Annotated in this window: 31 protein-coding genes; 8 read left to right on the forward strand and 23 right to left on the reverse strand. The window is 63.7% G+C overall.

Going from position 1 to position 26968, the window contains the following annotated elements:
* Positions 1-32 precede the first annotated feature (32 nt).
* On the forward strand, positions 33-1424 hold the full coding sequence (locus B4F07_RS00720) for a cytochrome P450 (RefSeq protein WP_293703732.1): 1392 nt from the start codon (positions 33-35) through the stop codon (positions 1422-1424).
* Positions 1425-1461: 37 nt separating this feature from the next.
* The gene (locus B4F07_RS00725; RefSeq protein ID WP_293703730.1) at positions 1462-2178 is read left to right on the forward strand and encodes an extensin family protein; all 717 of its coding nucleotides are present in this window, start codon (positions 1462-1464) and stop codon (positions 2176-2178) included.
* Positions 2179-2199: 21 nt separating this feature from the next.
* Here the strand turns inward: B4F07_RS00725 and B4F07_RS00730 are convergent, their stop codons facing one another.
* The 12 genes from B4F07_RS00730 to B4F07_RS00785 all read right to left on the reverse strand — a co-directional run bounded on the left by B4F07_RS00730 (position 2200) and on the right by B4F07_RS00785 (position 12410).
* Positions 2200-2550 (reverse strand): HesB/IscA family protein, encoded by a 351-nt coding sequence (locus B4F07_RS00730; RefSeq protein WP_293703728.1) that lies wholly within the window; start codon positions 2548-2550, stop codon positions 2200-2202.
* Between the two features lie 196 nt (positions 2551-2746).
* Positions 2747-3217, reverse strand: a complete 471-nt coding sequence (locus B4F07_RS00735; protein ID WP_293703725.1) for an SUF system Fe-S cluster assembly protein — start codon at positions 3215-3217, stop codon at positions 2747-2749.
* Positions 3214-4359: an aminotransferase class V-fold PLP-dependent enzyme gene (locus tag B4F07_RS00740; protein WP_293704053.1), complete on the reverse strand. Its 1146-nt coding sequence runs from the start codon at positions 4357-4359 to the stop codon at positions 3214-3216. The genes B4F07_RS00735 and B4F07_RS00740 overlap by 4 nt, the downstream gene beginning before the upstream one ends.
* A 95-nt stretch (positions 4360-4454) precedes the next feature.
* A complete protein-coding gene (locus tag B4F07_RS00745; protein WP_293704342.1) occupies positions 4455-5186 on the reverse strand; it encodes a SufD family Fe-S cluster assembly protein in 732 nt (243 codons plus the stop codon).
* Positions 5183-5926: a Fe-S cluster assembly ATPase SufC gene (sufC, locus tag B4F07_RS00750; protein ID WP_293703720.1), complete on the reverse strand. Its 744-nt coding sequence runs from the start codon at positions 5924-5926 to the stop codon at positions 5183-5185. The genes B4F07_RS00745 and sufC overlap by 4 nt, the downstream gene beginning before the upstream one ends.
* Complete coding sequence (locus B4F07_RS00755; protein WP_293703717.1) at positions 5913-6314, reverse strand: hypothetical protein; 402 nt, start codon at positions 6312-6314, stop codon at positions 5913-5915. The genes sufC and B4F07_RS00755 overlap by 14 nt, the downstream gene beginning before the upstream one ends.
* 79 nt (positions 6315-6393) lie before the next feature.
* On the reverse strand, positions 6394-6657 hold the full coding sequence (locus tag B4F07_RS00760) for a hypothetical protein (protein ID WP_293703714.1): 264 nt from the start codon (positions 6655-6657) through the stop codon (positions 6394-6396).
* Positions 6658-6887: 230 nt separating this feature from the next.
* Positions 6888-7385 carry a hypothetical protein gene (locus tag B4F07_RS00765; RefSeq protein ID WP_293703711.1) on the reverse strand — a complete coding sequence of 166 codons (498 nt, stop codon included), beginning with the start codon at positions 7383-7385 and terminating at the stop codon, positions 6888-6890.
* Entirely contained in the window at positions 7382-8869 is a 1488-nt protein-coding gene (gene sufB, locus B4F07_RS00770; RefSeq protein ID WP_293703708.1) for a Fe-S cluster assembly protein SufB, read from the reverse strand. The genes B4F07_RS00765 and sufB overlap by 4 nt, the downstream gene beginning before the upstream one ends.
* Positions 8866-9375 (reverse strand): SUF system Fe-S cluster assembly regulator, encoded by a 510-nt coding sequence (locus B4F07_RS00775; protein ID WP_293703705.1) that lies wholly within the window; start codon positions 9373-9375, stop codon positions 8866-8868. Before B4F07_RS00775 ends, sufB begins: the two co-directional genes overlap by 4 nt.
* 304 nt (positions 9376-9679) lie before the next feature.
* Positions 9680-10567, reverse strand: coding sequence for an AraC family transcriptional regulator (locus tag B4F07_RS00780; protein ID WP_293703702.1), 888 nt, complete (start codon positions 10565-10567; stop codon positions 9680-9682).
* Positions 10568-10673: 106 nt separating this feature from the next.
* Entirely contained in the window at positions 10674-12410 is a 1737-nt protein-coding gene (locus B4F07_RS00785) for a DUF885 domain-containing protein (RefSeq protein WP_293704052.1), read from the reverse strand.
* A 172-nt stretch (positions 12411-12582) separates the two neighbouring features.
* Between B4F07_RS00785 and B4F07_RS00790 the strand changes: the two genes are divergently transcribed.
* The 3 genes from B4F07_RS00790 (at position 12583) to B4F07_RS00800 (ending at position 17373) form a co-directional block, all read left to right on the forward strand.
* Positions 12583-13653, forward strand: a complete 1071-nt coding sequence (locus B4F07_RS00790; RefSeq protein WP_293703699.1) for a quinone-dependent dihydroorotate dehydrogenase — start codon at positions 12583-12585, stop codon at positions 13651-13653.
* 181 nt (positions 13654-13834) lie between these two features.
* Entirely contained in the window at positions 13835-15526 is a 1692-nt protein-coding gene (ggt, locus tag B4F07_RS00795) for a gamma-glutamyltransferase (RefSeq protein ID WP_293703697.1), read from the forward strand.
* A 41-nt stretch (positions 15527-15567) separates the two neighbouring features.
* A complete protein-coding gene (locus tag B4F07_RS00800; protein ID WP_293703694.1) occupies positions 15568-17373 on the forward strand; it encodes an AMP-dependent synthetase/ligase in 1806 nt (601 codons plus the stop codon).
* Positions 17374-17566: 193 nt separating this feature from the next.
* Here B4F07_RS00800 and B4F07_RS00805 read toward each other — a convergent pair whose 3' ends face one another.
* From B4F07_RS00805 to B4F07_RS00855, 11 genes are all read right to left on the reverse strand, one after another.
* Complete coding sequence (locus B4F07_RS00805; RefSeq protein WP_293703692.1) at positions 17567-18013, reverse strand: hypothetical protein; 447 nt, start codon at positions 18011-18013, stop codon at positions 17567-17569.
* A gap of 64 nt (positions 18014-18077) precedes the next feature.
* Positions 18078-18806: a hydroxyacylglutathione hydrolase gene (gene gloB / locus B4F07_RS00810; RefSeq protein WP_293703689.1), complete on the reverse strand. Its 729-nt coding sequence runs from the start codon at positions 18804-18806 to the stop codon at positions 18078-18080.
* Between the two features lie 74 nt (positions 18807-18880).
* Positions 18881-19318: a VOC family protein gene (locus B4F07_RS00815; protein ID WP_293703686.1), complete on the reverse strand. Its 438-nt coding sequence runs from the start codon at positions 19316-19318 to the stop codon at positions 18881-18883.
* Between the two features lie 9 nt (positions 19319-19327).
* The gene (locus B4F07_RS00820) at positions 19328-19765 is read right to left on the reverse strand and encodes an acyl-CoA thioesterase (RefSeq protein ID WP_293703684.1); all 438 of its coding nucleotides are present in this window, start codon (positions 19763-19765) and stop codon (positions 19328-19330) included.
* Positions 19766-19902: 137 nt separating this feature from the next.
* The gene (locus B4F07_RS00825) at positions 19903-20670 is read right to left on the reverse strand and encodes an alpha/beta hydrolase (protein ID WP_293703681.1); all 768 of its coding nucleotides are present in this window, start codon (positions 20668-20670) and stop codon (positions 19903-19905) included.
* Positions 20667-20921, reverse strand: coding sequence for a DUF6356 family protein (locus tag B4F07_RS00830; protein WP_293703679.1), 255 nt, complete (start codon positions 20919-20921; stop codon positions 20667-20669). The genes B4F07_RS00825 and B4F07_RS00830 overlap by 4 nt, the downstream gene beginning before the upstream one ends.
* Before the next feature lie 76 nt (positions 20922-20997).
* Positions 20998-21924 carry an alpha/beta fold hydrolase gene (locus B4F07_RS00835; protein WP_293703676.1) on the reverse strand — a complete coding sequence of 309 codons (927 nt, stop codon included), beginning with the start codon at positions 21922-21924 and terminating at the stop codon, positions 20998-21000.
* Between the two features lie 5 nt (positions 21925-21929).
* On the reverse strand, positions 21930-22121 hold the full coding sequence (locus B4F07_RS00840; protein WP_079637060.1) for a helix-turn-helix transcriptional regulator: 192 nt from the start codon (positions 22119-22121) through the stop codon (positions 21930-21932).
* The gene (locus B4F07_RS00845) at positions 22118-22531 is read right to left on the reverse strand and encodes a hypothetical protein (protein WP_293703667.1); all 414 of its coding nucleotides are present in this window, start codon (positions 22529-22531) and stop codon (positions 22118-22120) included. Before B4F07_RS00845 ends, B4F07_RS00840 begins: the two co-directional genes overlap by 4 nt.
* Before the next feature lie 3 nt (positions 22532-22534).
* Entirely contained in the window at positions 22535-22708 is a 174-nt protein-coding gene (locus B4F07_RS00850; RefSeq protein ID WP_293703664.1) for a hypothetical protein, read from the reverse strand.
* Positions 22709-22833: 125 nt separating this feature from the next.
* Positions 22834-23250 carry a MerC domain-containing protein gene (locus tag B4F07_RS00855; protein WP_293703662.1) on the reverse strand — a complete coding sequence of 139 codons (417 nt, stop codon included), beginning with the start codon at positions 23248-23250 and terminating at the stop codon, positions 22834-22836.
* Positions 23251-23398: 148 nt separating this feature from the next.
* Between B4F07_RS00855 and thrS the strand changes: the two genes are divergently transcribed.
* The 3 genes from thrS to B4F07_RS00870 are packed head-to-tail and all read left to right on the forward strand — an operon-like array spanning position 23399 to position 26963.
* The gene (gene thrS / locus B4F07_RS00860; RefSeq protein ID WP_293703660.1) at positions 23399-25399 is read left to right on the forward strand and encodes a threonine--tRNA ligase; all 2001 of its coding nucleotides are present in this window, start codon (positions 23399-23401) and stop codon (positions 25397-25399) included.
* Positions 25396-26262, forward strand: coding sequence for a metallophosphoesterase (locus B4F07_RS00865; RefSeq protein WP_293704344.1), 867 nt, complete (start codon positions 25396-25398; stop codon positions 26260-26262). The genes thrS and B4F07_RS00865 overlap by 4 nt, the downstream gene beginning before the upstream one ends.
* On the forward strand, positions 26259-26963 hold the full coding sequence (locus B4F07_RS00870) for a helix-turn-helix domain-containing protein (protein WP_293703654.1): 705 nt from the start codon (positions 26259-26261) through the stop codon (positions 26961-26963). Before B4F07_RS00865 ends, B4F07_RS00870 begins: the two co-directional genes overlap by 4 nt.
* Positions 26964-26968 lie beyond the last annotated feature (5 nt).

Genomic DNA, 26968 nt, shown 5'->3' on the forward strand with positions numbered 1-26968 from the left:
GTACCACAGCAGCACCGATGAGGATGGACCCGATGAACGCGCCGACCAAGATCAATTGGCCCGAAGCCCGGTTTGGCCCCGAAACGCAGCATTGGCTGCCGCGCAATCCCGATCAGGCGCTCGACCATATTCCCGGCGAGGATGGGTATCCGGTGATCGGCAACACCCTCGAACAGCTCAGCGACTATCGCGGTTTCACCAGGCGGATGGTGGCGAAATATGGCCGCGTCTATCGCAACAACAGCTTTGGCGGGCGCAGCGTCGCGCTACATGGTCCCGAAGCGAACGAACTCGTCATGTTCGACCGCGACAAGATTTTTTCGTCCGAACAGGGCTGGGGGCCGGTGCTCAACCTGCTGTTCCCGCGCGGGTTGATGCTGATGGATTTTGAAAAGCATCGCGCCGACCGCAAGATATTGTCGGTGGCGTTCAAGCCCGAACCAATGCGTCATTATGCCGAATCGCTGAACGAGGGCATCAAGGATCGGGTTGCATCGTGGAGTGGCCAAACGTTCCAATTTTATGCGGCGATCAAGAAACTGACGCTCGACCTGGCCGCGACCAGCTTCCTCGGCATCCCCTTCGGCCCCGAGGCCGACAAGGTGAACAAGGCCTTTGTCGACATGGTGCAGGCGTCGATCGGCGTCGTCCGCGTGCCGATGCCCTTCACCGCGATGGGCCGCGGCGCCAAGGGCCGCGCCTATCTGGTCGACTATTTCGGGCGCATGGTGCCGGAGCGCCGCGAGGGGACGGGCGAGGATATTTTCAGCCAGATCTGCCGCGCGCGCGACGACAATGGTGAGTATATGAGCGCCGAGGCGATCGTCGATCATATGAACTTCCTGATGATGGCGGCGCATGACACGATCACCAGCTCGATTACCTCGATGGTGTGGATGCTCGCCAAGCACCCCGAATGGCAGGACAGGTTGCGCGAAGAAATGCTGGCGGTGTCGCCGGCGGGCGAGGGCGTCGGGCACAATAGTCTGGGCGAGCTGGAGATGACCGAATGGGCGTTCAAGGAAGCGCTGCGGCTGGTGCCCCCGGTGCCGAGCTTTCCGCGCCGGGCGCTCAAGGATTTCGAATATGGCGGCTATCGCATCCCGGCCGGGACGTCGGTCGGGGTCAGCCCGGCCTATACGCATATGATGGAAGAACATTGGCCCAAGCCCGAAAAATTCGACCCGATGCGTTTCTCGCCCGAAGTCGCGCGCGAGCGGCACAAATATGCGTGGGTGCCGTTCGGCGGCGGCGCGCATATGTGCCTGGGGCTGCATTTTGCCTATATGCAGGCGAAGATCTTTTTCCATCATGTTGTCACGACGCATCGCATCGTCGTGGCGCCCGGCTATGAGCCGAAATGGCAGGTGCTGCCGATCCCGCGTCCCAAGGATGGATTGATCGTCACGTTCGTGCCGCTCTGAGCTTGCACAGCGGCGCGCCGCACCCCATTGAAATGGGGTGAAAAGCGCTCGTCCCTATCTGATCTGGTTCGGCATCGCCGTGCTGCTCGCGCTCGGCGCGATCCGCGGCATGCAATGGGTGCGCGACCATCCCGAGCATATGCCGACCGCGCGCTTCGAGATCGCGCATCCGCAGGGGTGGGCGACGCAGCGTAAGCTGGTGGGGCTGGTCGGTGACGATGCCGCCTGTTTTGCGGCGCTCGATCGTGCCAGCGTTGGCTATGAAAGGCGCCCTGTGGTTGGGGAGGGCACCTGCCGTGCCAGCCAGCGCATGGTGCTCACCGGCAACCGTTTCGTGCCAACGATGCGCCCGGCCAATGCGGCGCCCGGTTGCGCGGTGACCGTGACCATGGCGCTGTGGAACCGCGACGTCGTCCAGCCGCTGGCGCAGAAGCATTTCGGGCAAAAGGTCGTCGCGCTCGAAAATCTCGGCAGCTACAACTGCAGGAGCATCCGCGGTGGGCAGACGCCGAGCCAGCATTCGACCGCCAATGCGATCGATATTTCGGCGTTCGTGCTGGCCGACGGGACGCGCATCGCGCTGATCAACGACTGGGACGATGCCGACGTCCGCCGCGAATTTCTGCACGCGGTACGCGACGGATCGTGCGACCTGTTCACAACGGTGCTGTCACCCGATTACAACGCTGCCCATGCCGACCATTTCCATTTCGACATGGCGGTGCGGACGGCGGGGTGGTCGGTCTGTCGATAAATAGGGACAGTCCCTATTTAATCAGACGGTGAAGCTCTCGCCGCAGCCGCAAGCGCCCTTGGCGTTCGGATTCTCGAACACGAAACCGGCGGCAAAATCATCCTCGACCCAGTCCATGACGCTGCCGATCAAGTACAGGACCGACGCACCGTCGATGTAGAACACGCCGCCGGGGGTTTCGATCTTTTCGTCGAACTTCTGTTCGTCGGTCACATAATCGACCGAATAGGCAAGGCCCGAACAGCCGCGGCGCGGGGTCGACAGCTTGACGCCGATCGCGCCCTCGGGTGCGGCCGCCATCAGCGCCGCGACGCGGGCTTCGGCGTTCGGGGTCAGCGTGACTGCGGCAGGGCGGGTTTTCAAAATCGTCATCTCACACTCCTTCCCCTCTCCCCTTGCGGGAGAGGGTTGTGAAGACTTGGCAGCTTGCTGCCTAGTCGAAGCTGGGTGAGGGGTTGCGGTCGCAGACCGCGCGAGCCTGCGGCTCGCAGACCCCTCATCCAACTACGCCTAGTCACTTCGTGACAAGGCTTCGTATCCTTCTCCCGCAAGGGGAGAAGGGTTTTGCTCACAACATTCCCAACTCAAGCCGCGCTTCGTCGCTCATGTTCGCGGGCGACCATGGCGGATCCCAGACGAGGTTCACTTCGGCATCGCCGACCCCCGGGACCGCGCCGACGCGCAGTTCGACTTCGGCAGGCATCGACTCCGCGACCGGGCAATGCGGGGTGGTCAGCGTCATGGTGACGACCGCATGACCCTCGTCGATCTCGACATTATAGATCAAGCCAAGGTCATAGATGTTCACCGGGATTTCCGGGTCGTAAATGTCCTTCAGCGCATTGACGACCGCCTCGTACAGATCGCCGCCGACGCTGTGCGGATCGACCGCCGCGGGCTTGGCGGCAAGGAAGCCCTCAAGATAGTCGCGCTTGCGTTCCAATTTCTCGGGCGCCGTCTCGACATCCGCGACGCGCGCCTTAGGCGGTGCTTCGACGCTGGTGACTTCTTCCACCTTGATCATCCGGTCCTCACTCATCCGAAAATCCTCTCGACGCGCGACAGGCCGTCGATCAGCGCCGCCACATCGTCTTCACTGCTGTACACGCCAAAACTAGCGCGCGCGGTCGCGGGAACCCCCAGATGCTCCATCAGCGGCTGCGCGCAATGGTGTCCGGCGCGGATTGCGACCCCGCTTTCATCCAAGATTGTGCCGATGTCGTGCGGATGCACCCCCGCCATCGAAAAGCTGACGATTCCGGCGCTGTTTTCTGGGCCGAACAAGGTGATGCTGTTCTTGCGGGCGAGTGCCTCGCGCAGCGTGTCGACAAGCGCGCATTCATGCGCATGGATCGCATCGATGCCGATGCTCTCGACATACTCGACCGCGGCGGCGAGCCCGATCGCCTCGATAATCGCGGGCGTACCGGCTTCGAAGCGCGTGGGCGCGGGGGCATAGGTGGTCTTTTCAAAGGCCACGCGGTCGATCATCGACCCGCCGCCCTGCCAAGGCGGCAGGCTATCGAGTTTGTCGCTCCACAGCGCGCCGATGCCGGTCGGACCATAAAGCTTGTGGCCCGAAAAGACATAATAGTCGCAGCCGAGCGCCGCGACATCGACGGGCAGCCGCGGCACCGCCTGACAGCCGTCGATCAGCAGCTCGGCGCCAACATGGTGCGCCAAGGCGGCGGCGCGCGCGACGTCGAGCGGACTGCCGAGCACGTTCGACACATGCGCGAAGGCGACCATATTGTGTTCGGGGGTCAGAAGATTCTCGGCGGCATCGAGGTCGATGCAGCCATCGGTGGTCAGCGGGCAAACATCGACTTGCCACCCGGCAAGCTGCCACGGCACGATATTGCTGTGATGCTCGAGCGTGGAGAGTAGCACGCGGCCCTTCTTCGGGTGCGAATAGGCGACAAGGTTGATCGCTTCGGTCGCGCCGCGCACGAACACAACCTCCTCTTCGCGCGCCCCGATAAACGCCGCGATCCGCCGCCGCGCTGCCTCATACGCAAGCGTCATATCGGCCGACCGTGCATAGACGCCGCGATGCACGGTCGCATAGTCGCGGCCCATCGCGTTGACCGTCGCGTCGATGACGGCCTGCGGTTTTTGCGCGGTGGCGGCGGTGTCGAGATAATGCCAGTTGCCGGCGAGGCCGGGAAACTGGCTCCGAATTCCGTTTGTGTCGAGCGCAGTCGAGACACCTCGAAGGCGCGCGCTGCCGATGGGTGTCTCGACTTCGCTCGACACGAACGGGGAGGGGAGGTTGGTCACACCAACTCCCCCAGCTTCTCCAGCGCCAATTCCTGCAACCGCGCCTCATCCTCGGCGCCGTCGAACACCCCGGCAACAAAGGCCTGCAACATCAACTTCTTCGCCTCGCCCGGCGGAATCCCTCGCGATTGCAGATAATAGAGCGCCATCGCGTCCAACTCGCCGATCGCGCAGCCATGCGCGCATTTCACGTCGTCGGCGTAAATCTCCAGCTCGGGTTTGGCGTTGGCGGTCGCGCTGCGATTGAGCAGCATCGCCTTCACATCCTGCGCGCTGTCGGTCTGCTGCGCGTCGCGTGCGACGGCGACCTTGCCCAGATAGGTGCCGGTCGCCGTCCCACCGAGCACCGATCGCACCACCTGCCGCGATGTCGCGCCGGGCTCGGCGTGAGTGACCGTGGTGACGATCTCGAGATTCTGCTCGCCGCCGCCAATCTGCGCCGCGCCAAGGGTGAAGTCGGCGCCTTCGTGCAACGTCACGGCGAGTTCGATCCGTCCATAAGCGCCGCCGATGTTGAGCACATGCAGCGATGCGACCGCGCCCTTGCCGAGTACCAGCTCGATCTGCCGGATGTCGCCCGCATCCTGAACGATCGCGCGCGCGAAATTGCCGCCTGCGGGCACGATGATGCTCTCGGGCGCGGGTAACGGCCATGCCGCGGTGACCGCTTCAATGTCGCTGTAGCGCCAGGCTTCGTCGCGGCGCGAGGGGAGGGTGGCAGTGGTCAAGCCGCAATCTCCGCATAACCATGCGCTTCCAGCTCGCGCGCCAGCTCCGGCCCGCCGGACTTCACGATCCGTCCCGCGGCCAGCACATGCACAAAATCGGGCTGCACATAGTCGAGCAGGCGCTGGTAATGGGTGATCAGCAGCACTGCCTTGTCGGGGCGCCGCATGATCGAATTGATCCCGTCGCCGACGGTGCGCAGCGCGTCGATGTCGAGGCCGCTGTCGGTCTCGTCGAGGATCGCCAGCTTGGGATCGATGATCCCCATCTGCACCATCTCGTTGCGTTTCTTCTCGCCGCCCGAAAAGCCGACGTTCACCGGGCGCTTGAGCATGTCCATGTCCATCTTGAGCAGCGCCGCTTTATCCCGCGCGACCTTGAGGAATTCGCCGCCCGACAGCGGCTCCTCGCCGCGCGCGCGGCGCTGCGCGTTGAGCGCTTCGCGCAGGAACTGGACGTTCGACACGCCGGGGATTTCGACCGGATATTGGAAGCCCAGAAACAGCCCGGCCGCAGCGCGCTCATGGGGTTCCATGTCGAGTAGATCGGCACCATCAAAGGTCGCCGATCCGTCGGTCACCTCATAACCCGGCCGGCCGCCCAGCACATAGGACAAGGTCGACTTGCCCGCGCCGTTCGGCCCCATGATGGCATGGATTTCGCCCGCATTGATGGTCAGCGACAGGCCTTTCAGGATCGGCTTGTCGGCGACGGTGGCGTGGAGATTTTCAATTTGCAGCATCTTGCGCTTTCATCTGTTCCAGGATGCGCCGTTCGGCGGCGCTAATGATGGCATTGGCGGTTTTTTCGGCGGTCTCGCGGCTCGCAAAGGGAATTTGCTCGCCGATCCCGTCGGCCAGGACGTTGACCGCGACGCTGCGGGCACCGGCGACTGACGCAACATCGGCAAAGCTGACGGGCAATTGGCCGAATTCGACCTGATAACTGGTGGCAGCAGCGCGCAGATCGCTTTCATAGGAGGTGACGGCACTGCGCACTTCCGGCGGAAGTTGCGCCGCAATCGTTGCGACGTCCAGCAAGCGGCCGTCGTCGGTCGACCCGGCATCGCCGCACGCCGACAAGAGCGCCGCGCCCAAAATGACATGGACCAGATGAAGACGGCGAATCATGCTGCGCCCCAAGGCGCGCCAAGCGCCGCATCGCCGCCCAACGTCGGCGCGGCGCGTGAAATGGGCGGAAAGCTTGAGCCTATTCGGCGGCGAAGATTTCCGCCAATTCCGAATTGGCGACTTCCTCGACGCTGATCACGCTGGTGTTCTGCAGATGCTGCAACCGCCGGATCAACATGGTCACGGCATGATGCGGGACCATGATCACCTCGTCGCGATCGCGTTCCGACTTTTTCTGTTGCCGGATGATCACGCCCTGATGCGTCGGATAGGCCGTCACCGCCTGCACCGGATGCACGACCAGATCGGCGTCCGACCAGTTGAATTCCAAACCGCGTGCCATGGCTGTGTCTCCGGACCGAATCGGACAGGTGACGAGCATATGACAAAGTCGTGATGGCCCATGTCCCCGGATGCGGACTGGCGGGAATTATAGTTAATTTAGCCAGGTTCGCGGCGGCCTCGCCTGCCAATCCGGCACGAACTGTCTCAATTTGAGGCACTCCATACCACGACTTGGCCCGCGGCTGACCCGCCACGATCGGCTTATCGGCGATGGTGGCGTGAAGATTTTCAGTTTTTTGCATTGTTGCTTTCCGCAATGTGCGCAGTTGCTGCCTCGAGCGTTTTCATCAATTTCGCCCTCTGCTCTGCGCTTGCCGCTGATCCGTACGCGAAGAGGATTCCGCCCATTCCTCGGTATTCTTCTCGCAACCGTTCGCGGTTTTTCTCATCGCCATAGCGATCCTGCTTCGCCAACAGAGCGTCCATCCGGCCATCAGCGTCAAGACGTTGCATCTGACATCCGGTTCGTGCCTGCTCCAGAGCGGTCGTTGCCGCGCCACCAAGCGACGTTCCGAAGTCAGCATGCCTACTAAGTCGTTGCCAATGGCACGCCCAATAATCGCGATATATAGTCGCTAATTCTTCCTGATCCTGCGCGAATAGGTTTTGCTCAGGTGGTCCGGAATAGACGCCCGTCTTGCAGTCATACTGCGGCGTATTGACGCATTCGATCACGGCTGGCTCAGGCGCCGCGCTCAACAAGAGCACTAAAAACGCAAGGCTCATCCGACGCTTCCCTCAAGCGAAATGCCCAACAGCTTCTGCGCCTCAACCGCAAACTCCATCGGCAGCTGCTGCAGCACTTCCTTGGCAAAGCCGTTGACTATCAGGGCCACGGATTCTTCCGCATTCAACCCGCGCTGCATCGCGTAGAACAGTTGGTCATCGCTGATCTTGCTCGTCGTCGCTTCATGCTCGACCGTCGCCGTCGGATTGCGGACCTCGATATACGGCACGGTGTGCGCGCCGCTTAGTGACCCTAAAAGCAGGCTGTCGCACTGGGTGAAGTTGCGTACCCCCTCGGCGTTCGGCGCGACCCGCACGATGCCGCGATAGGTGTTGTTCGACTTGCCCGCGCTGATCCCTTTGCTGACGATGGTCGAGCGGGTGCGCTTGCCATTGTGGATCATCTTGGTGCCGGTGTCGGCCTGCTGGAAATTGTTCGTCACCGCGACCGAATAAAATTCGCCGACGCTGTCGTCGCCGTTCAGCACGCAGCTCGGATATTTCCACGTCACCGCCGAGCCGGTTTCGACCTGTGTCCACGACACCTTGCTGCGATGGCCCTGGCACAGTGCGCGCTTGGTGACGAAATTATAGATGCCGCCCAGCCCCTCGGCATTGCCGGGGTACCAGTTCTGCACGGTGCTATACTTGATCTCGGCATCGTCCAGTGCGACCAGTTCGACCACCGCGGCGTGGAGCTGGTTCTCGTCGCGCATCGGCGCGGTGCAGCCTTCGAGGTAGCTGACATAGGCGCCCTTGTCGGCGATGATCAGCGTCCGCTCGAACTGCCCCGTATTCTCGGCATTGATGCGGAAATAGGTCGATAGCTCCATCGGGCAGCGCACGCCTTCGGGCACATAAACGAAGGTGCCGTCCGAGAAGACTGCGCAATTGAGCGTCGCGAAATAATTGTCGTGCATCGGCACAACCTTGCCGAGCCACTTTTTGACCAGCTCGGGATATTCGCGGATCGCTTCCGAAATCGACAGGAAGATCACGCCCGCGCGCTTCAATTCCTCGCGGAAGGTCGTCGCGACGCTGACGCTGTCGAACACGGCATCGACCGCGACCTTGCGCGCGCCCTCGACCCCCGCGAGCACCTTCTGCTCCTCGATCGGGATGCCGAGTTTTTTGTAGACCTCAAGAATCTCGGGATCGACCTCGTCGAGGCTGCCGAGCTTGGGCTTCGGCTTGGGCGCCGCGTAATAATAAGCGTCCTGATAGTCGATCGGCGGTACGTTGAGCTTTGCCCAGTCGGGCGTTTCCATCGTCTGCCAATGGCGAAACGCCTTCAGCCGCCAGTCGAGCATCCATTCAGGCTCGTTCTTTTTTGCCGAAATGAAGCGGACGGTGTCTTCGGTCAGCCCTTTGGGGGCAAAGTCGGTTTCGATGTCGGCCGACCAGCCATGTTCGTAATCGGCGACTTTGGCGGCGGCGTCGTGCGCGGCCTGGTCCTTGACGGGGAGGTCTGTGTTATCGGTCATTGCAAAATTCCGTTCGCCTCGAGCGAAGTCGAGAGGCCGATCGTTCGTGCGCTGTCGAGGGGTGTCTCGACTTCGCTCGACACGAACGGGTTTGGTGTGGTCGGGGCGACGGAAAGCGTCGCGAGGCTGATGTCCGCCAGCGCCCCGCGCACCGCGCCATTCACGACGCCCCAGTGCGGCTGCACCTTGCAGCTACCTTCCAGCGAGCAATCATGGCGCCCCTCGGCAACGCAGGAGGTGAGGGCGATCGGGCCTTCGACGGCTTCGATGATATCGGCAACGCTGATCGCCGCTGCGGGCCGCGCGAGCCGCACCCCGCCGCCGCTTCCGCGCGACGCGACGAGCAACCCGGCGCGGGCGAGGTTGCTCACCAGCTTCTGCGCGGTCGGCCCGGGGATCCCCGTTTGCTCCGCCAGCATCCCGGCGTGAATCGGCACCGACCCGCACTGTCGGGCGGCGGCGCTCATCAGCACTACGGCATAATCGGCAAGGTTGGACAGGCGCATAAATTGCGAACGATTCTTAACTGGAGTAAATTACTCCACTTATATAGGCGAAGCCTTTGCGCGGTGCAACCAAGCGACATTTTCGGGGCGCCAAAAAAAAGGCACCCACTTGGCCGGGGCCAAATGAGTGCCGAGATGAAGGTCTCAGTCCTCGTCAGAGGATGAGCTCTTCTGGGTCGCAAGGGGGGATTATGCCGACGCAATGATTCGCGATTGTACGGAAACGCCAAAAATGGCTTAGGTCATATTTTGATGGTTAACGGTGCGTAAGGGCGTGCGCCCGACCGCGCCACGCCGAAACAGTCTAAGTTTCCGACACCATCGGGCCGACCTTGCCAGCAAGCTGCTTACGCCCCTTGGTCGTCGCCTCTGTATAGGAGGTCGGCTTGCTCAACTGTCCCGGCGTCGCGCCGGCAAAGCGCTTGATCTCGCGGATCAGGTGCGACTGGTCGTAAAAGGCATCGCCAAGCTGCGCCGAATCGAGTCCTTCGCCGCGCGCTAGTGCCGACGCGGCGCGCACCGCGCGATATTTGCGCGCCAGCATTCGCGGCGACAGGCCGTAATAATGTTTCGTCATCCGCTCGACCGACCGGATCGACATGCCGGTGGCATCGACCAGTTCGGGAACCTGAGGCGAGGGTGACGCGGTCAACCACTCATCGACGGTACGGATGAACCACAGCGGCGGCGCTTCGCCGCGGGTTAGCACCTCCCGCGCAAAATTATTGCCGATCACCAATTTGCCCTCGACATCCGCGGCCTGTTCCAATGTGGTTGCCACTTCTTCGATCCACGGCCCGAACCGATCCATTGCGTCGATTGCGCGATCAGTCAGTTTTTCGGCGTCATCGCCCATCAGCGCCGCCCACCCAGCGGGTAGCAGGCCGAAACCAAACAATTGCGCCGGACAATTGCTGATCGCGCGCACTCTCCCGCTTGTCGGGCCGATGATGATGGCGCGTGACACAGGCGCGCGGTGGCCGTCGGCAAAGACATATTCGCCGTCGGCATTGGTGACGAAACGGAACTGCGGTCGGTCGGCGCGCTCATATTCGTCGAACTTCGGCATGTTCAGCCGCGCGAAATAGAAACTCGACACCATCTCCGCCAGATCGGGATCGGGCGGGAAATAGTGCAATTCGAACGGCGCGCTGCCGTCCACGCTGTCACGCGACAATGATGCTTCCGACATGAGACCCAGCCCCGACGGCCTTTCCCCAGGCCGCCTTGTTATCTGGAACAAATCATTTGCATTTCTTCCCTGCGCGTCAAGCGGGAAGTTTATTTTTTAATTGCCCTCAGGACGCAGCGATCCATGCATCGACCCGCCGTTCGAGAATGTCGAGCGGCACCGGTCCAGATTCGAGCACGACGTCGTGAAAAGCACGATAATCGAATTTGGCGCCCATCGCGGCCTGGGCCCGCGCGCGCAATTCCATGATTTTGAGCTTGCCGATGGTGTAGGCGGTGGCCTGCCCCGGATAGACGATATAACGCTCGATCGCCTTTTCGATGTCGCCATCGGGGTTCGGCGTATTGTCTTTCAGATACTGGATCGCGCGTTCTCGGCTCCAGCGCTTGTCATGGATGCCGGTATCGACGACCAGGCGGCAGGCGCGCCACAGTTCCATGCCCAGCCGCCCGAAGTCGCTGTAGGGATCGGTATAGAAGCCCATGTCCTTGCCCAGTTCCTCGGTATAGAGGCCCCATCCTTCGGTATAGGCGGTGAAGCCGCCAAAGCGGCGGAACGGCGGCAGGCCGGTCAGTTCGGTCTGCACCGCGCGTTGCAAGTGATGGCCCGGGACGCCCTCATGATAGGCGAGCGCTTCCAGTTCCGTCTTGGGCATGTCGCGCAGGTCATAGAGGTTCACATAATAGGTGCCTGGACGCGATCCGTCAGGCGAAGGCGACTGGTAAAATGCCTTGCCCGCCGACTTCTCGCGGAACGCCTCGACCGCCTTCACCTGCAATGCAGCCTTGGGCAGAGTGTTGAAGAAGGCGGGAAGCCGTGCTTCCATCGCTTTGGTCCGCGCATCGACTTCGGCCAGATAGGCCTCGCGCGTCGTATGATAATATTGCGGGCTGGTGCGCAGATGCTCGAAAAACTGCTGTAGCGTTCCCTTGAAGCTGACCTTGGCCATAATCGTCCGCATCTCTCCATGAATGCGTGCGACTTCGGCCAGCCCCAGGTCGTGGATCTGCGTCGCGGTCATGTCGGTCGTCGTGTAATTGGCGAGCAGCGCTTCATAATAGGCCTTGCCGTCGGGCAGGCGCCACACCCCATCCTGCGTTGGCGCGCTTGCCTGCTGGCGCTTCATCTCGGCGAGCAATCGGCCATAGGCGGGACCGGCGCTTTCGGCCCAAGCCGTTTTCGCCGCCGCGGTCAGCCGCGTCTTTTCCGCGGCGTCGATGCCGAGCTTGGCGACCTTCGCGGTGATGTCTTCTATCACTGCATTGTTCGGACCCTGCAAATTGCCGATGTCGGAAACCAGATAGGCATAGACCCATTTGGGCGGCTGGACGCCGTTGGCGGCGCGTGTCACCGACTGCGCGGTCAGCGCGTCGAGCACCGGGCCAAGCCCGCGGATCCGCGCGATATAGGCTTCGGCTTCGGCGGCGTTTGCGACGCGGTGGATGTTGATCAGAAAGGCCGGGAGTTGGCTCTGCGGCCCGTTCATCTGGTCAAAGACATAGCCGCGATCGCGGAACGGGAACAGGCGCTCGGCGCGCGCCGCCTGCGCGTTGAACAGCTCGAACGACAGCGCTTCGTCGGTCGACATCGTCGCGGGATCGAAGCTGCCGCGCATTGCCGCGGCGGTCGCCTGCTGCAATTTGTGGCTCGCGACCGCGGCCTCGTCGCTGACGTCGTTCCAGCGGCCATAGTCGCTATCGCGGATCCCGCGATAGGCCTTGCCCTGTGGGCTGAGCGACAGCTGCGCGGCGTCATAATTGTCGAAGAATTGCGCCAGGTTCGCTCCGGCAGGCACCGCGTCGGACGCGGGCGTCGATGCCGCGGTGGCTGGCGCCTCCTGCATCGCGGCGGGCGCGCAGCCCGCCACAGCAAGCAGTGCGAGGCCGGTGGACAGACGAGCAATGAGGCGAAGCTGCGACACGATTTTCTCCCGGTTTTTCCGATGACTTTTTGGCGATGGCCAATAGGTTGAGGCGGGGCTTGCCATAGCCGCGCGGGGCGCGCAATGGCGGGCCATGTCGCTCTTCGCTTCCGCCGCCGATGCCGCCTATGCGCTGGTCCGCCCGATTGTCCATGCCACCGATGGTGAGGCGGCACATAATCTGACGCTCAGCGCTTTGCAGCCGCTACCGCGGGCGCGATCGGCGCTGACCAGCCCGGTGCTCGCGACCGAACTCGCCGGGCTGCATTTCCCCAATCCGGTTGGCCTCGCGCCCGGGTTCGACAAGGACGCGCGCGTCGCCCATGCGATGCCGCATTTCGGCTTCGGCTTTGTCGAGGTCGGCACGCTGACCCCGCTGCCGCAGGACGGCAATCCGCGTCCGCGGCTGTTCCGGCTGGTCGAGGATGGCGCGGTGATCAATCGCATGGGGTTCAACAATGGCGGGCAGGCAAAAGCGGCGGAGCGGATCGCGTGTCTGCGGCGCCACGGCCTGCCGGTGCCGCTCGGGATCAACATCGGCGCCAACAAGGACAGCGCCGACCGCATCGCGGATTATGCCAAGGGGACGACGGCGATGGCGCCGCTCGCCGATTATCTGACCGTCAATATCAGCTCGCCCAATACGCCGGGGTTGCGTGCTTTGCAGGACAGGGGGGCGCTCGAGGCGCTGCTCGACGGCGTCGCCGCGGCGCAGCCGGCGGGTGCGGCCAAACCGGTGTTTCTGAAGGTTGCGCCCGACCTGGAACCCGCGGACATTGACGACATCGTTGCGGTGGCGATCGACAAGGGGCTGGCCGCGGTGATCGTGTCGAACACCACCATCACCCGTCCGGCGCTGGTGTCGCGCCATGCGGCGGAGACCGGCGGACTGTCGGGCGCCCCGCTGGCCGAACTGGCGCTCGAGCGCGTCCGCGATTTCCATCGTGCTAGCGGCGGGAGGGTACCGCTGGTTGCCGCGGGCGGGATCGCCTCGGCGGAACAAGCGTGGGAGCGCATCCGAGCGGGCGCGAGCCTGATCCAAATTTATTCGGCGATGGTCTATGCCGGACCGGGGCTTGCGGCGCGGATTGCGCATGGGCTGGAAAAGCTGGCGGTGCGCGACGGGTTCGCGCGGGTGAGCGACGGGGTGGGAGTAGGCGAATAAATCCTCCCTGCGGCGAAGCCGTGGGGAGGGGGACCGCCCGCGAAGCGGGTGGTGGAGGGGCAGCGACGGTGCGTTCAAAGCCCCTCCGTCAGCGCTTCGCGCTGCCACCTCCCCATCGCTACGCGACAGGGAGGATCGGTTAGGCTTGCACTCCCCCCAACCCCGCGCCAATGTCGCCGCCATGTTGAAAAGATTCCTGCCGCTTGCCGCGGTCTTCACCCTGTCCCTTCCGCCAACCGCCCTCGCACAGGGCGTCACCTCGTCCGCCGACTCGCGCGCGACTGAGGCGGGGCGTCAGATTCTGCACCAGGGCGGCACCGCCGCCGACGCCGCGGTCGCGATGGTCGCCGTACTCACATTGGTCGAACCGCAATCGAGCGGGATCGGTGGTGGCGGCCTCATGCTGCACCATGATGCCAAGGACGGCAGCATTTCGACGATCGACGGCCGCGAAACGGCGCCCGCGTCGGCCAAGCCCGATCGCTTTCTCGGCCCTGACGGCAAGCCGCGCGGCTATTCGGATGCGATTCCGGGCGGATTGTCGGTGGGCGTCCCTGGCAATATCCGGCTGCTCGAAATGGCGCACAAGAAATGGGGCAAGCTGGAATGGGCGGCGCTGTTCCAGCCCGCGATCAAGCTGGCCGAAGAGGGCTTCGAAGTCACCCCGGTGCTGCACAATTGGATGACGCGCTTCGAATCCTTGTGGAAGGATTTTCCCGAAGCGCGCGCGATTTATTATGTCGATGGCAAGCCTGCGCCGGTCGGCACCCGGATCCGCAACCCCGCCTATGCCGCGCTGCTGCGTGATGTCGCGGCGCGCGGTCCCGACGTCTTTTACACCGGCGCCAATGCCAAGGCGATCAGCGACGCGGTCGCCAACGCGCCGCGTAACAAGGCGACGCTGACGGTCAAGGACGTCGCGGCATACAAGGCGAAAGAGCGTCCGGCAGTCTGCACCACATACCGCGTGTACAAAGTCTGCGGGATGGGGCCGCCCTCGTCGGGGGCGACCACCGTGCTCGGCATCCTCGGGATGATCGAGGGTTGGGATATGAAAGCGATGGGGCAGGACAACCCGATGAGCTGGCATTTGCTCGCCGAGGCGATGCAGCTCTCCTACGCCGACCGCGCCGCCTATCTGGGCGATCCCGATTTCGTCGATGTCCCGGTGACCGGCCTGCTCGACAAAAAATATCTCGCCGAGCGCCGCCAGCTGATCTCGCCCTATGGCGCCGCCGGTAAATATGAACCCGGCACGCCGCCGGGGGCCACGCCGCGCGCCGCGGCGGTGCCGATCCCCGAGCAGGGGACGACCCATTTTGCGGTGGCGGACAAAGCCGGCAATGTCGTGTCGATGACCTCGACCATCGAAAGCATCTTTGGCAGCCACCTGATCGCCAACGGTTATTTCCTCAATAACGAACTCACCGATTTCGATCTCGCACCAACGCAGAACGGCGTGCCGACCGCCAACCGGGTGCAGGCGGGCAAGCGTCCGCTGTCGTCGATGTCGCCGACGATCGTTTATGGCCCCGACGGCAAGGTCGTGCTGGCGGTCGGTTCGGCGGGCGGCAAGCGCATCATCATGCACGTAACGAAAGTGCTGGTTGGCGTCCTCGACTGGGGTCTTGATGCCAAGACCGCGATGGAGCTGCCCAACCTTTATTTCGGCGACCGCGGCGTGCTGATCGAAAATATCGACGCAGGCGAAGCGATCGCCGCGAAGATGAAACCGTTCGGCTATAGTTTCACGCCCACCGACCTGGGCTCAAAGCTCAACGCGGTCGAGCGCGTTGGCGACGGCTGGCGTGGCGCCGCCGATCCGCGCGGACCGGGGACATCATCGGTGGATGGCGCGCCGCCGCAAGGCTAAGCTACAACGATAACAGATCAAAATCGCGGAGAGTGACAGGCATGAAGCTGGACAATCCCCATCTCGACCATTTTCCGAGTCTGGTCGCGATGTTTTTCGACCGCGCCGAAAAGGGCGGTGAAGATCCGTTCCTGTGGCGCAAGGCCGACCGCGTCTGGCATCCGCTGAGCTGGCGGCAGGTCGCCAATCAGGTCGCGGCGCTGGCGCATAATCTGCGCGAAATGGGGCTGAAGGACGGCGACCGCGTCGTGCTGGTCAGCGAAAACCGCCCCGAATGGTGCATCGCCGATCTGGCGATCATGGCCGCGGGCTGCATCACCGTGCCGACCTACACCACCAATACCGAACGCGATCACCAGCATATCCTGGACAACAGCGGGGCCAAGGCGGTGATCGTGTCGACCGCCAAGCTGGCGCGCACGCTGATGCCTGCGGTGACGCGCTCCGATGCGCACATAGTCATCACCATGGAAAGCCTGCGTGTCGGGCAGCAGGGCGACGTCGCCGTGCGCGACTGGGCGCCGCTTGTCACGGGCGGTGAGGCGTATCTGGAAGAAACCAAGGCCCGCGCCGCCACGATGACGCGCGACGACACCGCGTGCCTGATCTACACCAGCGGCACCGGCGGGGCGCCGCGCGGGGTGATGCAGCATCATGGCGCGATCCTGCACAATGCCGCGGGCGCGGCCGAAGTGCTGGTGAATGATTTCGGTATCGGCGACGAGGAGGTGTTCCTGTCGTTCCTGCCGCTCAGCCACGCCTATGAACATTCGGGCGGACAATTCCTGCCGATCATGGTCGGCGCGCAAATCTATTACAGCGAAGGCTTGGAAAAGCTGGTTTCGAACATCGAGGAGACACGCCCGACGATCATGGTTGTCGTGCCGCGCCTGTTCGAAGTCATTCGCGCGCGGATGATCAAGTCGGTCGAAAAACAGGGCAAGCTGGCGAACTGGATGCTCAACCAAGCGCTGCGCGTCGGCGAAAAGGATTATGAGCGCCGCATGGGCGTGCTCGACCGCCCGGTCGACCTGATCCTCGACAAATTGTTCCGGCCCAAGATCCAGAAACGCTTCGGCGGCCGGATGAAGGCGCTGGTATCGGGCGGCGCGCCGCTCAATCCCGAAATCGGCGTGTTTTTCCACTCGATCGGGCTGACCCTGCTGCAAGGCTATGGCCAGACCGAGGCGGGGCCGGTGATCAGCTGCAACCGTCCCGCTGCGGGGATCAAGATGGACACCGTCGGCCCGCCGCTGATGAACACCGAGGTCAAGATTGCGGACGATGGCGAGATATTGGTACGCGGTGAGCTGGTGATGAAGGGCTATTGGCGCAATGACGCCGAAACGGCGCGGGTGCTGGTGGACGGCTGGCTCCACACCGGCGACATCGGCCATATCGACGACAAGGGCCGCATCGTCATCACCGACCGAAAAAAGGATCTGATCGTCAACGACAAGGGCGACAATGTCTCGCCGCAGCGCGTCGAGGGGATGTTAACCCTCCAGCCCGAAATCCTGCAGGCGATGGTCTATGGCGACAAGCGTCCGCACCTTGTCGGCCTGCTGGTTCCCGATCCCGAATGGATGGCCGAATGGGCCGAAGCCGAAGGCTTGCCAAAAGACCTGTGCCGCCTGCGCGAACATGAAAAATTCCGCGCCGCGATCCGCGCTGCGGTCGACCGCGTCAACGGGCAACTGTCGGTGATCGAAAAGGTCCGCAAATTCGACTTTGCCGACGAGGCTTTCTCGATCGAAAACGAACAGATGACGCCGTCGATGAAGATCCGCCGCCATGTGCTGCGCGAGGTTTACGCGGACAAGATTGCGGCGCTGTATAAGGGCTGATTATCGAAGCTAACTCCAACCCGTTCGTGTCGAGCGAAGTCGAGACACCCATCGGCTTGGCATTTGGTCGAGGGGCATCTCGACGTCGCTCGATGCGAACGGATCCCAAGGGGCCGTTGCTAGTAGAGCAGACGGGGTTGCGACCCGAAGAGCTCGGCACAAACCGGTCCCCGTCTGCGACTGAACCATTGGTTCAGCCAGCGTCCCCCGCCGGTTTGCGATAGGGGACGAATTCGCCAAAAACACAGGTGGGGCCGCGGATGCCGCTCGATCGATCGACCAGATGGAAAAAATCCCCTTCGCAGGTGGACGTCCCGAACTGTCGCACGACCATGATGTCGCTGTCGCGGGCGAGGCCGGGGCAGCTGTTTTTCAGGTCATTGCGATACACCAAGTTACCGCCCGAGCGATAAAGCAGGATGTTATCGGATACGCGGATCGTTTCGTTGCTGCGGTAATTGGGCAGGCAGCGGATGGGTTCGCCAGGAACCTTGCCAGCCAGCTGTTTGTCTAGCCGTTCGGCCTGTTTCGGCGTCAAAGCGGCAGCGCCCGGTTCGGCGGTGCCGGCGGGCGCACAGCTGGCGACCAGCGGCGCCGCTGCGATCAGCAGCACGGCGCGCATCGGATTCAGCATGGCCATGACATTGCTCCTTGAGATTGCGCAATATATTGCGGGCAGATGAACCGGCGCTGAAGCGGCGGCATCAGGCGGCGTCCTTGAGCGCGCGGATACGGGCAAGTTCGGCGGCGCTCGGCGCCCGCAAAAAGGGATTTGTGGCGCGTTCGGCGCCGATCGTCGTCGGCACCGTTGCTTCACCCGCGGCGCGCGCCGTCTCGACCGCCGCTAGCCGCGCCGCGAGCGCTACATTGTCCGGATCGACCGTCACCGCAAAGCGGGCGTTCGACAGCGTATATTCGTGCGCGCAATAGACGCGCGTAGCATCGTCGAGCGTCGCGAGCTTTTGCATATTGGCGAACATTTGCTCGGCGGTGCCTTCGAACAGGCGGCCACAGCCCATGGCGAACATCGTGTCGCCGACAAAGATCGCGGCGTCGTCGGCGAAATGATAGGCGATATGCCCCGCGGTGTGTGCGGGGACGTCCCACACGCTCGCAACATGTCTGCCGAGACGAACGGTGTCGCCCCCCGTCACCTGCACATCGAGCGTCGGGATACGGGCAAATTCGGCGGCCGGTCCCGTGATCGTGCAGCCGGTGGCATCCTTGATCGCGGCGTTGCCGCCGGTGTGGTCGGGGTGCCAATGGGTGTTCCAGATGTCGGTTATCATCCAGCCGCGCTCCGCCGCGGCTTCGAGCACCGGGTCAGCGACCGCGGGATCGACGACCATCGTCGACTGGCTTTCGGGATCGTGGACCAGCCAGACATAATTGTCGCTGAGCACCGGGATGCGGACGATTTCGAGTGCAGTCATGCGTCGCTCCTTTCCATCACCGGCCTCATGCTCACCAGACGGAGACGCGGGCGCGTCGCCTTGGTTGCACCGCCCTACCAGGCGCCGGTATTGGGCATCGACGCCCACGGTTCCTGTGGCGGCAGGTGCCCCTCCTGGAGCAGTTCGACCGAAATGCCGTCGGGCGAGCGGACGAACGCCATATGGCCGTCGCGCGGCGGGCGGTTGATCGTTACCCCCGCGTCCATCAGTCGCTGGCACGTCGCGTAGATATCGTCGACGCGGTACGCCAGATGCCCGAAGTTGCGACCGCCCGCATATTGCTCGGGCGCGCTGCCGTCCTCGGGCGGCCAATTAAAGGTCAGCTCGACCTCGGCGACGCCCGCTTGTCCCGGCGCGGCCAGGAAGATCAGCGTGAATCGACCCTGTTCGCTATCGAAACGGCGGACCTCTTCCAGACCGATCAGGTTGAAAAAGGCGACGGTTGCGTCGGGGTCGGTGACGCGGATCATGGTGTGGAGATATTTGGTCATCGGGCCGTTCTACCCGCGAAGGCCGCATCCTTCAAATGCTTCGAACAAGTTTACGAATTCATCGGGCACCGGGGTCGGCGCGCCCTGCGCCTCGGCGACATGGACGCTGACCTCCAGCCCCGTCGCGCGCAGATCGTCTTTCCCGGCGCCATGCAGCTCGAACAGAAAGGTCATCGAGCTCCTGCCCACGCGCGAACAGCGCACGCAAATATCGACTTCTTCGTCGAGCAGGATCGGCACCTTGTAATCGACCTCGGCCCGCGCGACGTGGAACTCGGGGCTGTCGCGATCGGGCCAGCGGTCATAGACGCCCACGGCGCGCCAATACTCCGTGATCCCGATGTCGAAATACTCAAGGTAACGGCTGTTGAACACTACCGCCTGCGCATCAATTTCGGCATAGCGGACGCGTTTGATGACGTGGAATTTGAAGTCGCTGCGGGCCATGAACATCCTCGGGCATAGGTGAATAGAAAAGCCGTGTCCCCGCGAAGGCGGGGACCCATCTCCTGCCAGTTCGATTTTGCACCGATCGGAGATGGACTCCCGCCTTCGCGGGAGAACAGGGCTTTTTCAATCAAAGTTTAGTTTGCGGTCGCCAAGCGCGCGACGGTGTCGATCAGCAGCGCGATGTCGGTGTCGCGCGACAGGCGGTGATCGCCGCCCTTGACCAGCGTCACCTGTACATCGTCGCTGGCGAGGGTCGCCGACAGGCGCAGGCTGATGTCGGGCGGGACGTCGCCATCTTCCTGCCCATGCAGCAGACGCACGGGGCAGGTGAGGGGGATTTTGCTGGTCAGCAACCGGTTCGCCTCGCCCGACTGGAAAAAGCCGCGCGTCGTCACATAAGGCTGGTCGCTGTACGACGTTTCTTCGCGCAGTTCACCCTCGGCCAGGATGATCGCCTTTTCGGCGTCGCTGAAACCCCAGTCGGTGAAATCGGGCGCCGCAGCGATCCCGACCAGCCCCGCCACGCGCCCCGGCCCGTCGCGCTGGACCAGCGCGAGCGCGGTAAGGAGCATCAGCCACCCGCCCATCGACGAACCGACGAGGATAACCGTGCCTTCGATTTTTGCATCAATCAGGTCAAGGACGTCGCCGCGCCAGTCGAGCAAATTCTGCTCGGCAAACAGCCCGCCCGACATGCCGCATCCTGCATAATCGAGCAGCAGGCAGCCACGCCCCTCGGCTGCGGCCCAGTCGAACAGCGCGGTCGCCTTGCCGCCGGCCATGTCTGACATATATCCGGGCAGAAAGACGATCGTCGGCGCCGCGCCGATGGTATGGCGATAGGCGAGCCGCGGTCGGCCCGTGCGGTCGAGATAATCGGGGGCGGTCTGCACCGCGGTCAAATCACCCAGTCGATGGTGTTCATCTGCATCGCCGCTTGCCCCTTTGCCGCGCGCTGCTCGACCATGATCTTGTTGAGCCTGCGGATCGTGTCGCTGCCGGTGGTGATGCACCAGCCAGGGACGACGGCATGGACCAGCGCGCACACCCCGCCGTAGATCATCGTCACCCCGAATTTCGACGCGACGCCGAAATGTTCGATGTAATTTTCATCGACCGCTTTGGGGTGGTCGACAAACAGGCGCTTGAACATGAGGTGGCTCCCTTCCGGCTGCCGCTGCCCTAGCGAGCCATCGATCGGCTCGCAAGGGCAGGGCGTGGCCTCGCGCTCATTCGGCGAGGAAGTCGCCGACCGCTTTGGCAAAGGCTTCGGGCTGGTCGAGCATGATGAAATGGCGGCTGCCCGGCACCATTTGCGCGGTGAATTTTGCGACGCCGACGTACTGCGGCTCAAATGCCGCCTTGGCGCGCTCGGCGGGCATCACGCTATCGTCCTGGGCATAGAGCAGGGTCACCGGCGCGGTCACGGCGGCGAGTTCGCCGCGCATGTCGGTGGTCATCACATCGTGAAAGACCTGCCCCGTGACCCGTGCGTCGGCGGCGCGCATCCAGCCAAGGATTGCGATGCGGCCAGCGGGCTGGTTCGACATGCCGCCGACCATGCTCACCGGGCCCGGATCGCTGATTGGTCCGGTCGCCGCAGGCTGGCCATGTTGCGCGCGCATCATCGCCGCCATCTGCTCGGCTTGCGGCCGCACGCTGTCCACTGTCGCCGCCGGGTTGAACAGCGTGCCAATAAAGGGCAGCGCATCGACGATCATCAGCTTGTCGACCTGTTGCGGCGCCCGCGCCGCGATCATCAATCCGGTCAGCCCGCCCATCGAATGACCAATGATCGCGGGCGCCGACCGACCCTGATCGGTGATGCAATCGTCGATATAATCGGCCACCTCGCGCATCATGGGGTCGAGCACCGGCCCCTCGGCATTGACCCCGGCCGCATCGCCAAAGCCGCGGATCTGGACGCGGTGCAGCCGATGCGTGCCTTTCAGCCGCTCGGAGGCCGTGTCCCAGACCGCGCGCGGGCTCGACAGGCCGGGGATCAGCACGACATCGGGACCATCGCCCTCGACCAATATGGTGATGCGCTTGCCTTCGACCAGCCCGGTCGGACAGGGTTCGGCGGCATCGGCGCGGCCCGTGATCAGGCCGACCGCAAGCAGGAAGATCGCGGCAACAGAAGTTTGTCGGTTCATGGCGTTCAATCCTTCAGAAAAATATCTTCGATCGGCAGCCCGAACAGGTCGGCGATGCGAAAGGCGAGAGGGAGTGAGGGGTCATATTTGCCCGTCTCAATCGCGTTGACCGACTGGCGCGACACCTCCAGCCGTTCGGCGAGGTCGCCCTGACTCCAGTCGCGCTCGGCGCGCAGGACTTTCAGGCGGTTTTTCACAGGCAGGGTCCGCCATCGCCAATCGTGACCTTGTTGACCAGCGATCCGACTGCGAGCCCAAGGCACCAGACCGGGAACACATAGAATAGCTGTACCCGCGGCACGGTGGTGAACAGCTCCAAAATGCCCCAGCCACTGGCGAGCGCGAGTGTCAGGCCGGTCGCGACCAGCATCTTGCGGATTTCCAGCATCCGGACATATTCGTCCTTCAACTCGGCGACATAGCGCGCCATCGCCCAGATGAAGCCCGAGGTTGCGAGCGCGGGAACGAGCGCGATCGCCACGGTCAGCGGCGTCGCCGCCGCATCGTCAGGAATGAGCCAACTCGCGAGCATCACCGCCGCGATATAGGCCGCTGAAAGCACCACCATTCGGCGCATATAGCGGCGCTGCGCGGGGTTCTGTGCCACCGCTTAGCCCTCCTGCGGGCGGCAGCGCGCGGAACCCGCAAAGATCGCGACCATGACGAGTGGCAGCACCGTCACCAAGCTGGTTGCTACGTCGGCCGGGATGATGTCAGCAGCACCCAACAGGGCGATAGCGAGGATGGCGATCGCCCAGGGCAGGGCGCGCAGTATTTGCGGCATTGGTCAAGCTCCCTTGTTAATCAGTCAAGGATCATTGACACCGTGATTCGCGATTGTCAAGTGACATTGACTAAGTGACAAGCTTGCCAGTCAGCACACTCGCATGTTGGCGACGCAAAAGCGCGCTAGCGAAGGTGCTCGCGAAGATCGTGACGCCAGCGCCAGTTGAGCAGATGGGCCATGACAAGCGCCACCGCGCCGAGCGACGTCAGCAGCCGGTCGGCAGTTTCAGGATCGGCCAGAGCCATCCAACCTTCGTGCGCTGCGAGTCCCGCCACCAAAAGACCGACTCCGGTCGCCGCAAGTGCGGCTGGCGCTACCCGCCCGTGCCGCCGCCAACCATTCTTCATGGCAAGGGTCGCGGCGGGCAGCGCGAGCATCAATATAGCCGCATGCACCCATTCGGGCGTCACGATCCATGTGCCGAGCGCGGGGGCGAGCAGGATCAGGAGCGGCAGCGCAAGGCAATGCACCAGGCAGGTCAGCGACAGGGTGATCCCCAGCAAGTCGGCAAGGCGCGGGCGCGCGGCAGGGATACACATGGCGGGAAACTTTCGCGGAAGGGGCTTGCGAGGCGAGATAGTGATACATTGTATCATTGCAAGCCCGATTGTAAATCCGCCCCTTGCCGCTCCCCCCGCATGCTGGCAAAGGAACCCGGCAATTTTGCCCAGAAAGGCTATAGTTTCGATGTCCCAGATGATCCGCGTCACCCTTCCCGATGGCTCTGCCCGGGACGTCGTGCGCGGGACTACCCCGGCACAGATTGCCGCCGACATCGGACCGGGCCTTGCCAAGGCCGCGCTCGCCGCGCGGATCGACGGCGAGCTGCGCGACATCATGCGCCCGCTGGAGGAAGACACGAACCTGGCGCTGGTGACGAGCCGCGATGAGGCCGATGCGCTTGAACTGGTGCGGCACGATTATGCGCATATTTTGGCCGAGGCGGTGCAGAACCTGTTTCCGGGGACGCAAATCACCTTTGGCCCGTCGACCGGCGACGGATTCTATTACGACTTCGCGCCGACCGCCGAGCATGGCCCGTTCCGTGACGAAGAGCTGCCGCTGATCGAGGAGGAGATGCGCCGGCTGATCGCCGCCGACCTGCCGCTGACGCGTGAAGTGTGGGAGCGCGATAAGCTGATCGCCAAATGGCAGGCCGATGGCGAGACGTTCAAGGCCGAATGGGCCGCCGAACTGCCCGCGAACGAGGAACTGACCGTCTATCGCTCCGGTGACGGCTGGATGGATATGTGCCGCGGCCCGCACCTCGCCTCGACGGGCAAGCTCGACCCTGCGGCGTTCAAGCTGACGCGCGTTTCGGGCGCCTATTGGCGCGGCGACCAGAAGAACGCCCAGCTCAGCCGCATCTATGGCACCGGCTGGCTCAACAAAAAGCAGCTCGCCGAACATCTTGTCCGGCTGGAGGAAGCCGCGAAGCGCGACCACCGCAAGCTGGGGCAGGAGATGGACCTCTTCCACCTGCAGGCCGAAGCGCATGGTTCGGTGTTCTGGCACCCCAAGGGCTATATGATCTGGCGCGAGCTGGAGGCCTATATGCGCCGCGCGATCGACGGCGCAGGGTACCGCGAGGTCAAGACGCCGCAGGTGATGGACGCGCGCCAGTGGGAGCAGTCGGGCCATTGGGGCAAATATCGCGAGAATATGTTCGTGATCCCCGACGAGGTGCCGAACGTCGACGATGAAGGCCCGATCGTTTCGGACGACGCCGAGTGGATGGCGCTCAAGCCGATGAACTGTCCGGCGCATGTGCTGATCTTTCGCCAGGGGATGAAGTCGTACCGCGACCTGCCGCTGCGCCTCTATGAAAATGGCTGCTGCCACCGCAACGAACCGCATGGCGCGCTGCACGGGCTGATGCGCGTGCGCCAGTTCACGCAGGACGACGCGCATATTTTCTGCCGCGAAGACCAGATCGTCAGCGAGGTGCAGGCCTTTTGCGCGCTCGCCGACCGCATCTACAAGGAATTCGGCTTTACTTATTCGATCAAGCTCGCGCTGCGCCCCGAAAAGCGCTTCGGGACCGAAGAGATGTGGGACATGGCCGAGACCGAGCTGCGCGCCGCCGTGGTCGCGGCGGGGCTGAACACACCAGAATATGGCTGGGAAGAATTGCCGGGCGAGGGCGCCTTTTATGCACCCAAGCTCGAATGGCATCTGACCGACGCGATCGGCCGCACGTGGCAGGTCGGGACGATCCAGTCCGACCGCGTGCTCCCCGACCGCCTCGACGCATCCTACATCGCCGAAGATGGCGAGCGCCACCGCCCGGTGATGCTGCACCGCGCGATCTTTGGCAGCTACGAACGCTTCATCGGTATTTTGATCGAACATTTCGCGGGCAAGCTGCCGGTGTGGCTGGCGCCGGTGCAGGCGGTGGTCGCGACGATCGTGTCCGATGCCGACGATTATGCGCGCGATGCCACCGCACAGCTGGCGGCGGCGGGGATCCGCGTCGAAACCGACCTGCGCAACGAAAAGATTAACTACAAGGTCCGCGAACACAGCCTCGCCAAGGTTCCGTTTCTGCTCGTCGTCGGCAAGCGCGAGGCGGACGAAGGCACGGTCGCGATCCGCACCCTGGGGCAGGAAGGCCAGCGCATCATGCCGCTCGCCGAAGCGATTGCGCTGCTCAAGGGCGAAGCGACCCCGCCCGACCTGCGCCATTGATTGCATCGCCGGAGCGTCGCCCGCGCCGATGGTGGCGCTGGCTGCTGTTGCTGGCACTGCTCGGCGTGGCGTTGCTCGCCAAGGGCTATTGGAATGCGACGCGCGATCCGGTGATCCGCAACGCGACGGTCGCGGTCGCCGACTGGCCGGTGGGGCAGCCGCCGCTGAAACTGTTGTTGCTGTCGGACATCCATGTCGCCGGTCCCGACATGCCGCCCGAGCGGCTGGCCAAGATCGTCGCGCAGCTCAACCGGCTGCGCCCCGACCTCGTGCTGATCGCGGGCGATCTGGTCAGCGAAAAGCGCAGCGCCACCCATATCTATACCGCCGCCGAAGTCGTCGCGCCGCTTGGCAAGCTGCGCGCCCCGCTGGGCGTGGTCGTCGCGCCGGGCAATCACGACCATTGGTTCAAACCCGACGCGCTGCGCGGCGAACTGGAACAACTCGGGCTGCGCGTGCTGCAGAATGAGGCGGTGAATCTCGGCCCGTTGATCGTTGGCGGGGTCGATGACGATTATTCGGGCCACGACGACGTCCCCGCTACGCTCGCAGCGATGGATCGGCTTGGCCCCGGCGTCCCGCTGCTCCTGACGCACAGCCCCGACATCATCCCCGATGTCCAGCGCCCGGTCGCCGCGATCTTCGCCGGCCACACCCATTGCGGCCAGATCCGCTTCCCCTTCGTCGGCGCGCTCACCTATGTCTCGCGCTACGGTGACCGCTTCGCGTGCGGCGACATGACCGACAACGGCCAGCGCGTCTTCGTCGGGGCAGGGCTGGGGACCAGCCTGCTGCCGCTGCGCTATCTGACCCCGCCCGATGCGTGGTTGGTGACCCTCGGCCCCAAGAGCGCTGCGTCATGAGCGAAGCCCATCATCGCCATAGCGCATATATAGGCCGCCACGCGGCGAGCGAGCGTCTGCCGCGGCACCGCCATGCCGAACCCTATGTCGCGGTCGTGCTTCGCGGTGGCTATCAGGAGGCGGGCGACGAGGGCCGCTTCGCCGCGCAGCCCGGGACGGTGATCGTTCACGGATGCTGGACCGCCCATCTCGACCGCTTTGGGGCCTGCGGCGCCGAGGTGCTCAACTTGCCGACCGTCGCGGGCCTCGTCCCCGGCGTCGTCATGATCGATGATCCGGACGCGGTGGCCCGCATCGCCGAACGCGATCCGCTCGCCGCCGCCGCGCATCTCCGCGACGGCCTTAAGCGCCACGCTGTCGGCTTGGCCGACTGGCCCGACTTGCTTGCCGAGGCGCTTCGCACCGATCCCGATCTCGCCCTGGCGCCGTGGGCGCGGCGGATGAAGCTGGAACCTGCCTCGGTCAGCCGCGGCTTCGTGCGCGCTTATGGCGTCAGCCCCAAGCGCTTTCGGCTGGAGGTACGGACGCGACGCGCGCTGGAGGCGCTGGGCGACTGGCGCGGAAGCCTTGCCGATCTGGCCGCCGATCATGGCTTTGCCGATCAGGCGCATCTGACCCGGTCGGTTGGCGCGATGACCGGGGTGCCGCCCGTCGTCCTGCGGGCAAAGTCCGTTCAAGCGCGGGGCGACCGTACCGGTTAAACCGG

Origin of the sequence: Sphingopyxis sp. UBA6723 (assembly GCF_002454115.1) — a bacterium.
Classification (GTDB): domain Bacteria; phylum Pseudomonadota; class Alphaproteobacteria; order Sphingomonadales; family Sphingomonadaceae; genus Sphingopyxis.

Coding starts and splice junctions, on each gene's coding strand:
- B4F07_RS00720 (WP_293703732.1), top strand. CDS start 33: ATGAACGCGCCGACCAAGATCAATTGGCCCGAAGCCCGGTTTGGCCCC.
- B4F07_RS00730 (WP_293703728.1), bottom strand. CDS start 2,550: ATGACGATTTTGAAAACCCGCCCTGCCGCAGTCACGCTGACCCCGAAC.
- B4F07_RS00735 (WP_293703725.1), bottom strand. CDS start 3,217: ATGAGTGAGGACCGGATGATCAAGGTGGAAGAAGTCACCAGCGTCGAA.
- sufC (WP_293703720.1), bottom strand. CDS start 5,926: ATGCTGCAAATTGAAAATCTCCACGCCACCGTCGCCGACAAGCCGATC.
- B4F07_RS00755 (WP_293703717.1), bottom strand. CDS start 6,314: ATGATTCGCCGTCTTCATCTGGTCCATGTCATTTTGGGCGCGGCGCTC.
- B4F07_RS00760 (WP_293703714.1), bottom strand. CDS start 6,657: ATGGCACGCGGTTTGGAATTCAACTGGTCGGACGCCGATCTGGTCGTG.
- B4F07_RS00765 (WP_293703711.1), bottom strand. CDS start 7,385: ATGAGCCTTGCGTTTTTAGTGCTCTTGTTGAGCGCGGCGCCTGAGCCA.
- sufB (WP_293703708.1), bottom strand. CDS start 8,869: ATGACCGATAACACAGACCTCCCCGTCAAGGACCAGGCCGCGCACGAC.
- B4F07_RS00775 (WP_293703705.1), bottom strand. CDS start 9,375: ATGCGCCTGTCCAACCTTGCCGATTATGCCGTAGTGCTGATGAGCGCC.
- B4F07_RS00780 (WP_293703702.1), bottom strand. CDS start 10,567: ATGTCGGAAGCATCATTGTCGCGTGACAGCGTGGACGGCAGCGCGCCG.
- B4F07_RS00785 (WP_293704052.1), bottom strand. CDS start 12,410: ATGCAGGAGGCGCCAGCCACCGCGGCATCGACGCCCGCGTCCGACGCG.
- B4F07_RS00790 (WP_293703699.1), top strand. CDS start 12,583: ATGTCGCTCTTCGCTTCCGCCGCCGATGCCGCCTATGCGCTGGTCCGC.
- ggt (WP_293703697.1), top strand. CDS start 13,835: ATGTTGAAAAGATTCCTGCCGCTTGCCGCGGTCTTCACCCTGTCCCTT.
- B4F07_RS00800 (WP_293703694.1), top strand. CDS start 15,568: ATGAAGCTGGACAATCCCCATCTCGACCATTTTCCGAGTCTGGTCGCG.
- B4F07_RS00805 (WP_293703692.1), bottom strand. CDS start 18,013: ATGGCCATGCTGAATCCGATGCGCGCCGTGCTGCTGATCGCAGCGGCG.
- gloB (WP_293703689.1), bottom strand. CDS start 18,806: ATGACTGCACTCGAAATCGTCCGCATCCCGGTGCTCAGCGACAATTAT.
- B4F07_RS00815 (WP_293703686.1), bottom strand. CDS start 19,318: ATGACCAAATATCTCCACACCATGATCCGCGTCACCGACCCCGACGCA.
- B4F07_RS00820 (WP_293703684.1), bottom strand. CDS start 19,765: ATGGCCCGCAGCGACTTCAAATTCCACGTCATCAAACGCGTCCGCTAT.
- B4F07_RS00830 (WP_293703679.1), bottom strand. CDS start 20,921: ATGTTCAAGCGCCTGTTTGTCGACCACCCCAAAGCGGTCGATGAAAAT.
- B4F07_RS00835 (WP_293703676.1), bottom strand. CDS start 21,924: ATGAACCGACAAACTTCTGTTGCCGCGATCTTCCTGCTTGCGGTCGGC.
- B4F07_RS00850 (WP_293703664.1), bottom strand. CDS start 22,708: ATGCCGCAAATACTGCGCGCCCTGCCCTGGGCGATCGCCATCCTCGCT.
- B4F07_RS00855 (WP_293703662.1), bottom strand. CDS start 23,250: ATGTGTATCCCTGCCGCGCGCCCGCGCCTTGCCGACTTGCTGGGGATC.
- thrS (WP_293703660.1), top strand. CDS start 23,399: ATGTCCCAGATGATCCGCGTCACCCTTCCCGATGGCTCTGCCCGGGAC.
- B4F07_RS00870 (WP_293703654.1), top strand. CDS start 26,259: ATGAGCGAAGCCCATCATCGCCATAGCGCATATATAGGCCGCCACGCG.